At 39.1% G+C, this 11,639-nt stretch carries 12 protein-coding genes and 1 tRNA gene; 7 read left to right on the top strand and 6 right to left on the bottom strand.

Annotated features, from left to right (window positions below; translation table 11 throughout):
• The first annotated feature begins 75 nt into the window (after positions 1 to 75).
• The 4 genes from JHC30_08145 (at position 76) to JHC30_08130 (ending at position 3,064) form a co-directional block, all read left to right on the top strand.
• Positions 76 to 498: a transcriptional repressor gene (locus tag JHC30_08145; GenBank protein MCI4464111.1), complete on the top strand. Its 423-nt coding sequence runs from the start codon at positions 76 to 78 to the stop codon at positions 496 to 498.
• Between the two features lie 22 nt (positions 499 to 520).
• Positions 521 to 595, top strand: a tRNA-Arg gene (locus tag JHC30_08140).
• A gap of 104 nt (positions 596 to 699) precedes the next feature.
• Complete coding sequence (locus JHC30_08135; protein MCI4464110.1) at positions 700 to 1,887, top strand: tyrosine--tRNA ligase; 1,188 nt, start codon at positions 700 to 702, stop codon at positions 1,885 to 1,887.
• Positions 1,853 to 3,064 (top strand): MFS transporter, encoded by a 1,212-nt coding sequence (locus JHC30_08130; protein MCI4464109.1) that lies wholly within the window; start codon positions 1,853 to 1,855, stop codon positions 3,062 to 3,064. The genes JHC30_08135 and JHC30_08130 overlap by 35 nt, the downstream gene beginning before the upstream one ends.
• Here the strand turns inward: JHC30_08130 and JHC30_08125 are convergent.
• The 6 genes from JHC30_08125 to ftcD form a co-directional block, all read right to left on the bottom strand.
• The gene (locus tag JHC30_08125) at positions 3,033 to 3,878 is read right to left on the bottom strand and encodes a patatin-like phospholipase family protein (GenBank protein MCI4464108.1); all 846 of its coding nucleotides are present in this window, start codon (positions 3,876 to 3,878) and stop codon (positions 3,033 to 3,035) included. The genes JHC30_08130 and JHC30_08125 overlap by 32 nt on opposite strands.
• 10 nt (positions 3,879 to 3,888) lie before the next feature.
• Positions 3,889 to 4,647: an MBL fold metallo-hydrolase gene (locus JHC30_08120; protein ID MCI4464107.1), complete on the bottom strand. Its 759-nt coding sequence runs from the start codon at positions 4,645 to 4,647 to the stop codon at positions 3,889 to 3,891.
• 40 nt (positions 4,648 to 4,687) lie between these two features.
• Positions 4,688 to 5,854, bottom strand: a complete 1,167-nt coding sequence (locus JHC30_08115) for a pyridoxal phosphate-dependent aminotransferase (GenBank protein ID MCI4464106.1) — start codon at positions 5,852 to 5,854, stop codon at positions 4,688 to 4,690.
• 68 nt (positions 5,855 to 5,922) lie between these two features.
• A complete protein-coding gene (gene gcvT, locus JHC30_08110) occupies positions 5,923 to 7,044 on the bottom strand; it encodes a glycine cleavage system aminomethyltransferase GcvT (GenBank protein ID MCI4464105.1) in 1,122 nt (373 codons plus the stop codon).
• Positions 7,045 to 8,316, bottom strand: a complete 1,272-nt coding sequence (locus JHC30_08105) for an imidazolonepropionase (GenBank protein MCI4464104.1) — start codon at positions 8,314 to 8,316, stop codon at positions 7,045 to 7,047.
• A 10-nt stretch (positions 8,317 to 8,326) separates the two neighbouring features.
• Positions 8,327 to 9,220 (bottom strand): glutamate formimidoyltransferase, encoded by an 894-nt coding sequence (ftcD, locus tag JHC30_08100; protein ID MCI4464103.1) that lies wholly within the window; start codon positions 9,218 to 9,220, stop codon positions 8,327 to 8,329.
• A gap of 164 nt (positions 9,221 to 9,384) precedes the next feature.
• On the opposite strand from ftcD, the gene JHC30_08095 reads away from it, so the two are divergent.
• Genes JHC30_08095 through JHC30_08085 form a run of 3 tightly spaced genes read left to right on the top strand, consistent with a single transcriptional unit; the run spans position 9,385 to position 11,518 of the window.
• A complete protein-coding gene (locus JHC30_08095; GenBank protein ID MCI4464102.1) occupies positions 9,385 to 10,080 on the top strand; it encodes a hypothetical protein in 696 nt (231 codons plus the stop codon).
• Positions 10,077 to 10,898: a pyrroline-5-carboxylate reductase gene (locus JHC30_08090; GenBank protein MCI4464101.1), complete on the top strand. Its 822-nt coding sequence runs from the start codon at positions 10,077 to 10,079 to the stop codon at positions 10,896 to 10,898. The genes JHC30_08095 and JHC30_08090 overlap by 4 nt, the downstream gene beginning before the upstream one ends.
• Before the next feature lie 2 nt (positions 10,899 to 10,900).
• Positions 10,901 to 11,518 carry a CYTH domain-containing protein gene (locus JHC30_08085; GenBank protein ID MCI4464100.1) on the top strand — a complete coding sequence of 206 codons (618 nt, stop codon included), beginning with the start codon at positions 10,901 to 10,903 and terminating at the stop codon, positions 11,516 to 11,518.
• The last annotated feature ends 121 nt before the right edge of the window (positions 11,519 to 11,639 follow it).

Raw genomic sequence — 11,639 nt, 5'->3', positions numbered from 1 at the left:
GTGGAGTTGGAGGAGGCTCTGCCCTCCCCCATTCTGCTACTTGCAAAAATTATAATTTATGCAATAATATATATTATGATGAAAGAAAATGTGGAAATAATTCTAAGGAAGAATGGGCTTAAGGCAACAAAGCCGAGGATTGAAATCTACAAGTATTTAAAAAGCACCTACTCACATCCAACGGTTGAGGAAATCTTTAATAGTGTTAAACCTCAAATGAAGAAAATTAGTTATGCAACTGTTTACAATGTGCTTAACGATTTTCTTGAAAGGGGACTTGTAAAAGAGGTTTCTACAACCGAGGATGCAAAAAGGTACGACGGCCATACTGAGCCGCACGTTCACCTCATTTGTAAAGAGTGCGGAAAAATAGAAGACTTGAGTCTTGACCTTTCCAATATTGAGACAGCCGTCGAAAAAACAGGCTTTAAAATTGAAGAGATTTCTTTAAACGTCTACGGTATTTGTAAAGATTGCCTTAGAAAAGCCCGTAAGTAAAAACATAAGCAAAGGCTTTTAAGCGCCTGTAGCTCAACGGATAGAGCGATGGCCTCCGGAGCCATTGATAGGAGTTCAATTCTCCTCAGGCGCACCAAGTATTTATTTGCCCCCTGTATTTTAGGGGGCGTTTTATGTTAGCGCTTTCAAAAATCAAATAATTGCATAAAATATAAAAACTGGCTTATGCGGGGGTGAAGAATGGACGCATTTGAAAAAATAAAAAGAAAGACTGTTGAAATAATAAACGAAGACGAGTTAAAAGAGCGCCTTAAAAGTGGCAAAAAATTGCGTGTTAAGTTAGGGGCAGACCCTACTGCGCCAGATTTGCACCTCGGGCATTATGTAGTTTTGCGAAAACTTAGAGATTTTCAGGAGTTGGGGCATCAGGTTGTTTTCATTATAGGCGACTTTACAGGGCTTGTAGGCGACCCTTCAGGCCGTTCAAAGACACGTCCGCCTCTTTCAAAGGAGCAAATTCAAGAGAACGCAAAGACCTATTTCGAGCAGGTCTTTAAAGTTCTTGATAAAGATAAGACAGAAGTGCGTTTTAATTCAGAATGGCTTTCAAAGATAACTTTTGAAGATTGGTTTAGGCTTTGTGCAAACTTTACCCTTGCTCGCATTCTTGAGAGGGACGACTTCCAAAAGCGATTTTCTCAGGATATACCGATATTCTTCCACGAACTTTTCTATCCTATAATGCAAGCATATGATTCATATGCAATAGATGCTGATGTAGAATTGGGCGGGACTGACCAGAAATTCAATCTCATTATGGGAAGGCACCTACTTGAGGCAAAGGGTAAGCAACCGCAAATTGCAATAATTATGCCAATTTTACGTGGGCTTGATGGTGTGCAAAAGATGAGTAAAAGCCTTGGAAACTATGTTGGCATCACAGAAGACCCTAAGACAATGTTTGGAAAAATAATGTCAATCCCGGATGAACTCATTGCAGAGTATTATTACCTTATTCTTGATGTTGACGATGAAAAAGCGAAGGAAATTGAAGAAAGCATAAAAGAGGGGAAGGTTAACCCAAGAGACCTTAAACTTGAACTTGCAAAAGGGATTGTTGAGATATTCCACGGCAAAGATGAGGCGCAAAAAGCATACGACAATTTTATCAAGGTCTTTAGCAAGCGTGAACTTCCAGAAGAGGTAGAGGAACTTCACATCGAAAACTTTGTAACTGACGGAGTGGTCGATATTGTAAACCTTCTTGTGTCCTTAAACATCCTTCCTTCAAAATCAGAAGTTAAGCGTCTTATTGAGCAAGGTGGGTTGAAAATAAATGAAGAGCGTGTAACAAGCTTTAAAGTAAAAGTTTCAAACGGGGATATCTTAAGAGTTGGGAAAAAACAATTCTACAAACTCGTTTTCTGAGAATAAAGCAAGCGAAGTTTCGATTTTTAAGGAAAGCAATTTTTATGCAGCAATTCTTGTTACAACCACTGCCGTTTTAGGCATTTCGAGTCTGTCATCGGCGTTACCAAGACTTGCAGAGTGCTTCAAAGTGCCTGACGAATCAATCGGGCTTATACTCCTTTTCTTTACGCTTCCCGGTATAATTTTTTCACCAATACTTGGGTATCTCTCGGATAAATTTGGAAGAAAAATCGTTTTAGCCTTTGCCCTCTTTGTCTTTGGGCTGGGGTCATTGGGTTACTTTGCAAAAGACTTCGAAACGCTCCTTATAATCCGTTTTATACAGGGCATTGGTGCATCTACTTTGCTTTCGCTTAATGTTGCAATCCTTGGAGATACTTTTAAAGACCGTGCCCTCAAATTTGCACTTGGCATAAACGGCGTTGTAACTTCTATTGCTTTAACTGTATTTCCAATCCTTGGAGGGATTCTTTCAGATATAAATCCAAAAAGCCCATTCCTTCTTTCGATGTTTTCGTTTGTTGCTTTTGCACTTCTTTTTGTGCTTCTTAAGGAAAGTAAAAGGGTGGATTATGAAAACAAAGTGAGTGTCCCCCTTACAAATGCCTTGAAAGGAAAACTTTTGCTTGTGTTTTTAGGGACAATCATTACATTTATTGGGCTTTATGGAGCGTATCTCAATTACTTTTCATTTTTAACAAAGTATAGGTTCTTGATGTCGGGGACGCTTACAGGTATTTTTATGGGGATTTCTTCGCTTGTTGCAGCTTTTGTTTCTTTTGAGATAGAAAAAATTACAGAGTTTTTCAAAGACGAGGTTGTTTATGTCTCTGCGTTTGCCTTCTATAGTATCTCCATGGTTTTGTTTTTATTCTCCACAAATTATTTGTTTCTTACGTTTGGTTCAATTGCTTTTGGTGTTGCTCAGGGCATAAATATTCCTCTTACGCCACACCTCATAAACAAGTTCACAGATGAAAAAATAAGGGGCTTCACAATGACTGTAAACGGCTCTATGGTAAATTTGGGACAGACGCTTGGTCCTGCAATTTTTAGCCTTGCATATAAATTTTCAAAATTAAATGGCGTATTTCTTCTTGGGTTTGTTGTTTCTCTTTCAGGAGTTCTTTTAACACTAAAACTTATTTCGACTTCAATGACTTCAAATTCTTAGCAAGAATACTTTCTTTTCCAACCATATACCCAATTTTTACAATCTCATCCTTTTTATCAAACTCAAAAATATCAAAATTTAGCGGAATCTGGATTAGGTAGTCAGCCTTAGCAAGGTCGTCAATGTAGAGTGCATCAAGAGTTGTATCGAGGACACGTAAAATAATATCAAATGCGTTTTTATAGTTTTCCTTCCTTCTAAATGTTTGAAGCGGGTTCACATCAACTACGATTACCTTATCTGCACCCATCTCTTTTGCAGCATCAACCGGTGCGTTAGAAAGGATTCCTCCATCTGCAAGAAGCATACCATCTTTCTCAAGGGGCTCAAGATAAGGAGGTATAGCACCTGTTGCATACATTGCCTCGTAAAGTTTTCCTGAGTTAAGGGTAATGAGGCGCTCGGTAATCAAATCCACTGCAACGCATGCAAATGGGATTTTGAGGTCCTTAAATTCCTTATCATGTGTTAACTCCTTAAAAACTTTTCTTATTTTTCTTCCAGAATCAAAGCCTAATTTTGTGAACAAGGGTATAAGTGCTGTTTGTTGTATCACAGAATTAAGAATCTTGTTTGCCTTTTGAGAGTAAAAGAAGTTTCTTGCTTCAAGCAGTTCATCAAAGTTCAAATCCGTTAGCATCGACTGGAGTTCCGTTGCGTTAATGTTGAGTGCGTAAAGTGCCCCAACAATTCCACCCATTGAAGCCCCGGTAATTATATCAGGATGAATGCCACTTTCTTCAAGTGCCCTTAGAACACCAATATGTGCAAGCCCTCTTGCACCGCCACCTGACAAAACCAACCCTAATTTCATTTTTTACCTCCTAAAATTCGACTGTCAATCCATCGTATGCAGCAATAACTTCTATACCATATTTTTCCGAAAGGGACTCCGCAACTTTTTCGGGATTTGCCCTTAGCATTGTCATCCCAAAGTGAGTCATTATTACTTTTTTTGGATTTGCATATTTTATAAACTTCTCTACATCCGTAACCGTTAGATGCATAACACCTTCTTTTTCAGAAACTCTCACTACATTCAGAATAAGATAGTCGGAATCTTTGTAATAATCTAAAAGTTCGTTAAAGAAGAGCGTATCAACAACAAAGGAAACAACTTTTCCTTCTATTTCTAACCTTATACCATAGGTTTCTGCAGTGTGATTATGCTTAAAAGATGTGAACTTTATGTCCTTAAACTCAAAAGATTTTTTGTGTTCAAAAGTATATATTCCCTGAAGGTGCGGTCGAAGAAATGGAAGAATAACCCTATTTTCTGAATTGAGGGCTTCATCTGTTGTAAAGATAACGCCGAAAGTCTTTAGACCACCTTCTGTAATCGAATCAAGGATTATGTTTGCATCGGTTGAGTGGTCGAGGTGAAGGTGCGTTAAGATTATACCGTCAACTGTCTCAATTGGGACTTTTGGGCGTGCAGAGGAAAGCCTTAAAAGTGTCCCGGGACCCGGGTCAAGGATAAGGGTTGCGTTTTTGCTTTTTATAACTGTGCCTGCAGAGTAGCGTAACTGCTTTGCAACAACAAAGCGTGCACCAGCAGTTCCCAAAAATTTTATTAGTGCCATATAAGAAAAAAGGGGGCTTAAGCCCCCCTAATGAAAAATCCTATGCGATCTTTTCAATTGCCTGTTTTACTCTCTTAAGCCCCTCAATAATGTTCTCCTTGGAGGTTGCGTAAGAGAACCTTAGATAACCTTCACCATATTCGCCAAAGGCAGTGCCTGAGAGAGTGCACACGCCTGCTTCGTAGAGCAGGTAATCTGCAAGTTCCTTGGATGGTTTTCCAAGTTTCTTGACATTGGGGAATGCATAGAATGCACCCTTTGGCATCTTAACTGAGAAGCCTGGAATTTCGTTCAAGCCCTTAATAATGAGGTTTCTTCTTTCCTCATATTCTTTCCTCATCTTTTCTACCTCATCCTGTGGTCCACGGAGTGCTTCAACACCTGCCATCTGCACGAATGTTGCAACACAGGAGAAAGAGTTTACTGCAACTCTCTTAAGTGCCTCAATTACCTCTTTGTTTGCAACTGCATAACCAAGTCTCCAACCTGTCATTGCGTAAGTCTTTGAGAACCCATCAAGTATTATTGTCCTTTCCTTCATGCCGGGAAGTGAAGCAATGCTTACAAATTTTCCTTCGTAGATGATCCTTGAATAGATTTCATCTGAAAGAATCATTATGTCGTTTTTCTTTGCGATGTCTGCGATGAACTCAAGGTCTTCGTAGGAAAGGATGCCGCCAGTTGGGTTTGCAGGGGAATTAATAACAATCAACCTTGTTTTTGGCGTTACAAGTTTTTCAAATTCATGTCTGTCGAATGCAAAATCGTTTTCTTCCCTGAGTGGCATTGGCACTGGCTTTGCGCCAACAAGTTTTATTGCTGATTCATAGATTGGATATCCTGGGTTTGGATATATTGCTTCGTCCCCCTCGTCGAGAAGTGAAAGCATTGTGCTGAAAATTACATCCTTACCGCCTGGAGTTATAATAACTTCGTCAGGTGTAACTTTAATGTCTCTTGTCTTTGAGATGTATTCTGCAACTGCTTCTCTTAATTCAAGAATGCCCTGGGTTGGGGAGTAGTGTGTATAATTTTCCTTAATTGCTTTTATTCCTGCTTCTTTTACATTTTCAGGGGTGTTAAAATCTGGCTCTCCAATTTCAAAGTGGACAACACTTTTCCCTTGACGTTCAAGTTCTTTTGCTTTTGCAAGCATTTCAAAGGCAGTTTCTGTTCCTGCTCTTTGAATCATCTTTGATATTTTCATTTTCAAACCTCCTTGAAGTTTTTGTTAAACTTTTTTAACAATACATTATAACAAAACATTTTTAATTTTCAAACTTTTTTCTTTCCTGCTCTTGGCTCAATAAATGGTGTTGGAATTACTTCTAACTCAAATGTGCGGGCGGAATCAACTACCTTCAAATGTGTTCCAATGCTTGTGTATTCAATCTTTACATATCCAAGTGCAAGGATTTCGTTTCGGATAAATGACATATTTCCTGATGTTATGTGTCCCACTTCAATGCCTTCTTCGTTATATATCTTCATACCGTGGCGTGGAATCCCACCCGAGAGCACCTTGAAACCTGTAAGTTTTCTTTTAATACCATCCTTCAAAACTTTTTCAAGTGCAACCTTTCCAACAAAGTTTTCCTTATCCATTTTTACTGCAAAGTCCTGTCCTGCTTCAAAGGGGTTTGTTGTTTCATCAATATCGTTCCCGTAGAGCCAATAACAAACCTCAAACCTTAATGTATCCCTTGCGCCAAGCCCAGCAGGCTTTATGCCGAATGCTTCACCTTTCTTTAAGGATTCATTCCAGATGATTCCAATTTCTTCTGGGCTTGCGTAAACCTCAAAGCCATCTTCTCCCGTGTAGCCAGTCCTCGAGATAAGGACATTAACTCCAAAAAGTTTTCCGTATGTTGCCTTGAAGTAGCCGAGTTTTTCAAGAGGTGCTGAACCTTCAAAATAGTTTTTCAAAAATTCCTCTGCTTTTGGTCCCTGGATTGCAACTTCACCGTAATCTTCAGTTTTTCCAAGCACTTCAACATCAAAACCATCTTTGTGGTCAAGCACGAACTTGAGGTCTTTTTCATAGTTTGAGGCATTCACTACAAGAAGCACAAAATCCTCGTTAATGTTGTAGACAAAGAGGTCGTCAACCTCTCCGCCATGCTCATAGCACATTGGGGTGTATTTTACCCTTCCAAATTTCATATCAAGGACATTGTTTGTAACGAGGTAGTTTGCGAATTTGAGGGCATCTTTTCCCCTTAGTTCAATTTCTCCCATATGCGACACATCAAAAATCCCGAGAGCGTTTCTAACTGCAAGGTGCTCTTCCTTAATGCTTGTGTACTTCAAAGGCATTTCATACCCTGCAAAGGGCGTCATCTGTGCGCCAAGTTTTACATGCTCTTCATAGAGCGGTGTTCTTTTAAGGTTTTCCATTTATCCTCCTTTAAGGATTTCGCCGTTTGATATAACTGTCTCTACATAATTCTGTGCAATCCTATATGGGATTTGCTCATAATTATCAATATCAAGGATGTTTATGTTTGCACGTTTTCCAACTTCAAGTGTTCCAACTTCCTTGTCTATGTCTATTGCTTTTGCTGCATTTTTTGTTGAAGCAATTATTGCATCTTCAACGGTCATTTTCAATTTCATAATAGCAAGTGTTATGATGAAAGGCATCGATGGGCAGAAGGAAGTGCCTGGGTTGAAGTCTGTTCCAAGTGCAACTGTAAGCCCAAGGTCTTTCATAACTTCGTATGGTGCGTATGTATCTTTCCCGAGGAAAAACATTGCATTCGGAAGAAGGACTGCAACAACGCCTGCATCTTTCATCTTTTTTAGTGCCTCTCCGTTTGAGTGGACAAGGTGGTCTGCTGAGATTGCACCAACAAGAGCTGCGACCTCTGCACCACCACAGTCTGAAAATTCATCTGCATGTATCTTTGGCTTTAGCCCCATTTTCTTGCCCTGAGATAGGATTTTCTTTGCCTGTTCCCTTGTGAACTGTCCTTTTTCGCACCAGACATCGTTAAAGTCGGCAAGCCCATTTTTTGCAATAATCGGAATTATGTCTTCAATAACAAGTTCTACATATTTTTCATCTCTCATATGGTATTCGGGTGGGATTATGTGTGCTGCAAGGAGCGTTGATCTTATGTTTATGGGGGTGTTTTCCTTGAGGTATTTTGCAACTTTTAGCATCTTTATCTCTTCTTCGAGGTTCAGCCCATACCCACTTTTTATTTCGACAGTTGTCGTTCCCCAGTCAACGAGATACTGGAGGTGCTTTTTTGTTTCCTCTAAGAGTTCCTCAAAGGTTGCCTTTCTTGTGTTTCTTACGGTTGAGATGATTCCCGTATTTTCCTCTTTAAGGATTTTTGCTTCAGGAACACCCTGATGCCTCAAAAGAAATTCTTTTTCTCTTGTGCCTGCAAATACAAGATGGGTGTGCGGGTCGACAAAACCAGGCATTACAACCTTATTAGATGCGTCAATCTGATAGGTGTGTTTTCCAATTTTAACGCTCCTTATTACCTCATCTGATTTACCAACGGCTATGATCCTTCCGTTTTTTACGGCAACTGCGCCGTCTTTAATGATGCCAAGTTTCCGCTCTTTTTCTGTTAGTTCTTCATTTGTTGATTCAACAAGTGTAAGCAATTCCTTTGCATTAAAAACAATGAGGTCTGCTAATTGGCTTTCCAATGTGCCCTCCTTATTCGTAAATTTTTATTTCTATTATACTTTCCGATGTAAGTTTTGGAAATCTTAAGTAGAAGGCGAGGCTATCTAAAGCAGCCTTAAGAGGCATAAGCCCTACAAGTTCGCTTTCAACAACAGAAACACCATAACGCTCTGCTTCCATTTTTACTATCTCAAATACCCTGTATAGAGGTGCCTTCTTGTAGTTTAGAACGTTCATTGAAACCTGTGCCATCCCTTTTTCTTCGATGTACATTCCTTTTGCCTGTATGAAGCGCAAGCCTCCTGAACTTTCACGGATTGACTTTGCAATTTTCTCTGCAATACTTACATCCTTTGTGTTAAGGTAGATGTTGTAGGCAATGAGAAATTCTCTTGCACCAACTGCAGTAACTCCTGCCGTCTCGTGGACTTCATTTGGTCCAAAATCAGGAGCCCAGTTTGGGTCTTTAATTTTCTCGAAGAATCCCTCGAACTCTCCCTTCCTTATGTTTGGAAGAGACCTTCTTTCCTCTTTTGTTGCAGACTCTGCATAGAGATAAACGGGGACCTTGAGTTCCTCACCAATTCTTTTTGCAAGGGTTTTACTGAGTTCAACTGTTTCATCCATTGTGATACCCTTGATTGGAACAAAAGGAATAACATCTACTGCCCCCATTCTCGGATGGGTGCCCTTGTGTTTTCTTAAATCGATTAGTTCAACTGCACTTTTTGCAACGGCAAATGCCCCCTCAAGGACTGATGATTTGTCCCCTACAAAGGTGATTACAGTCCTGTTGTGGTCGGGGTCTGAGGACACATCAAGGATTTTTACGCCGGTTTGTTTTAGATTTTCGATGATTTTGTTTATGACATCTTGATTTCTTCCTTCGCTTACATTTGGAATACATTCAATAATTTCATTCATATATCACCTCAGTTTATATTTTACTATTCTTATTGCTAATAGTCAATGAAATTGATGAAGTAATTCAAACTTTTTGTATATTTTAGTGCCATAAACCCTTTATTTCATCTTGTTTTTTGAAAATTAAGCAATAATGCATATAATATATGAAGGAGGCATGCAAGTTGGCTAAAAGAAATATAGAAAAGGCAATTGAAAGCACCTTACGCAATCTGAAAGTTAAGTATGACAAAATCAAGGAAAACGGTCTTAATCAATTTGTAATCCATAACATTGGCGAAGAAATGATTGTTGTCCAGGTTGATGATTTTGTTTCTCTAAAGGTATCCTTGCTTGAAGAAGATGATGTGAAAAAACTTGGAAATTTGTTATACCGCCTTGGCTGGACTTTCAAGAATATCACATACTCAAAAAAGAAAATTGAGCGCCTTACCCTTTTTACAATAGACATTTATCCTTTTAGCGAAGATGTATTTGAAAGCACTCTTGAAGACTTAAATACGAACTTCAGGACTGCCGCATCACGATATCCAGTGCAAAGCATTGAGCAGTCACCAAAGGAATTTTTCCTAAATGAGTATAAAAGTTTTGTTCAGATTCCGGAAGGAGAAAGGCTTAATGCACTTGAGCCCATACTTCAAATAAAAGAGAAGTATTTTAGAAATGTCCGAACCCTCAAAACAATCAAGGGAAGGCTTTTTGAACTCAAGGAACTTGCTATAGAAAACTCGCCTGATGTGGATCTTGAAGAATTTTTCCTCCTTGATTTTGCTGCACTCTTCAGGGTGCTTGAATTGGGGCTTTTGAAGTTGAGCCTTAAAGACTTTTTCGATAACTTTAAAGGAGAGATAAGAAAATGAAGATAAGTTTTATAGGGACTGGCACAATGGCAACCGCAATGATAAACTCCATAATCGAGGGTTCGATATTTTCAAGAGAAGACATAATGGGCAGTTTCCACAGGGAGAAAAAAGCGCAGGAAGTAAAAGAAGCGCTTAAAATAAACACAACCACATCAAACATCGAGGCGGTAAAATTTGGAGATGTTATTGTCCTCTCTGTGAAGCCTCAGATTTTCGAGAATGTTGCAAACGAGATAAAGGATTACATAAGAGACAATCAGCTTGTTATCTCAATAATGGCAGGAATTGATGTAGAAACCTTACAAAAAAATCTTCTTCACAAAAAAGTCGTTCGATGTATGCCAAATACACCTGCACAAATTAGGCAGGGTATGACTGTGTGGACTACAACAAAGGAAGTCGATGAAAGCGAAAAAGAACTCGTAAAGCAAATCCTCAGATCAATGGGTAGCGAAATGTATGTTGAGAATGAGACTTATGTTGATATGGCAACAGCCTTATCAGGGACAGGCCCTGCGTATGTGTTCCTTTTTCTTGAATCTCTTGTGAATGCGGGGGTGCACCTTGGCTTCTCAAGAAAGGATTCAATGGAACTTGTTTATAAGACAACTCTTGGCTCTGTGCTTTTTGCGATGCAGTCAGGAAAACACACAGCAGAGCTGAGGGATATGGTTACATCTCCTGGAGGGACTACAGCGGAAGCGCTTTACGAACTCGAAAAAGGTGGATTCAGAACTGTTTTAGAGAAGGCAGTTTATTCAGCATATAAACGAACCCTGTATCTTAAAGAAATTAACCGAAAGAAAGGGGGTTAAAAATGATTGAGTACGAAGTAAAATTAACAGCCTCGCGTAAAGTTCTTGAGAAGATCGAGGCAGACTTAGATTTTGTAAGTTGGACTGTTTTAAGGCTTCCCCCAAAGAAACTTATAAGCCACTACTATGATACAAATGATCTCAAACTCCTCTTTAACAACCTTGCGTTTAGATTGCGAGAAGAAGGCTCAAAAAAGATGCTTACTTTGAAGAGCAACGGAACTTTCAAAGGCGGGATTTACATTAGAGAAGAAAAAGAGTTAGAACTCGACCATGAGGATTTCTTGTCAAAAAGTTTCCTCAAAAAGAACTTTCCTGACATTTACAAAGTTGTGGGTAATGACGAACTAATAGAGGTTCTTGAGATTGTAAATGAAAGGCATCCAATTATACTTAAGAAGAATAATTCTGAACTTGAATTAGACCTTGATTACCTTTACTTTGTAAAAGGCAGGAGAAAATCTGAGTACTACGAAATAGAAATTGAACTTAAAAAGGGTTGTAGTGAAGACCTTATAGAGTGCGCCTCAATCCTGCAAACAAAGTTTGACTTAAAGCAAGCGTCTGCTTCAAAGTACGAATTGGGCTTGCGTTGTTTTAACTCAATCCCTGTGGTATAGAGTTATTTAACTTTTTTGGCAAAAAGACTTTATCGAATGTTTTAAAGGAGGGTATAACCCTCCTTTATTGCTTGTCATCCCGAAGTGCCTTTTGTGAGGGATCTCCTAATATTGGGAAGGG

This window comes from Caldisericum sp. (assembly GCA_022759145.1).
GTDB lineage: Bacteria > Caldisericota > Caldisericia > Caldisericales > Caldisericaceae > Caldisericum.
Note: the sequence above shows the minus strand (reverse complement) of the source record. Positions and strands in the feature narration are given on the sequence as shown.

Coding starts and splice junctions, on each gene's coding strand:
- JHC30_08125 (MCI4464108.1), bottom strand. CDS start 3,878: ATGAAATTAGGGTTGGTTTTGTCAGGTGGCGGTGCAAGAGGGCTTGCA.
- JHC30_08120 (MCI4464107.1), bottom strand. CDS start 4,647: ATGGCACTAATAAAATTTTTGGGAACTGCTGGTGCACGCTTTGTTGTT.
- gcvT (MCI4464105.1), bottom strand. CDS start 7,044: ATGGAAAACCTTAAAAGAACACCGCTCTATGAAGAGCATGTAAAACTT.
- JHC30_08115 (MCI4464106.1), bottom strand. CDS start 5,854: ATGAAAATATCAAAGATGATTCAAAGAGCAGGAACAGAAACTGCCTTT.
- ftcD (MCI4464103.1), bottom strand. CDS start 9,220: ATGAATGAAATTATTGAATGTATTCCAAATGTAAGCGAAGGAAGAAAT.
- JHC30_08085 (MCI4464100.1), top strand. CDS start 10,901: ATGATTGAGTACGAAGTAAAATTAACAGCCTCGCGTAAAGTTCTTGAG.
- JHC30_08090 (MCI4464101.1), top strand. CDS start 10,077: ATGAAGATAAGTTTTATAGGGACTGGCACAATGGCAACCGCAATGATA.
- JHC30_08135 (MCI4464110.1), top strand. CDS start 700: ATGGACGCATTTGAAAAAATAAAAAGAAAGACTGTTGAAATAATAAAC.
- JHC30_08145 (MCI4464111.1), top strand. CDS start 76: ATGATGAAAGAAAATGTGGAAATAATTCTAAGGAAGAATGGGCTTAAG.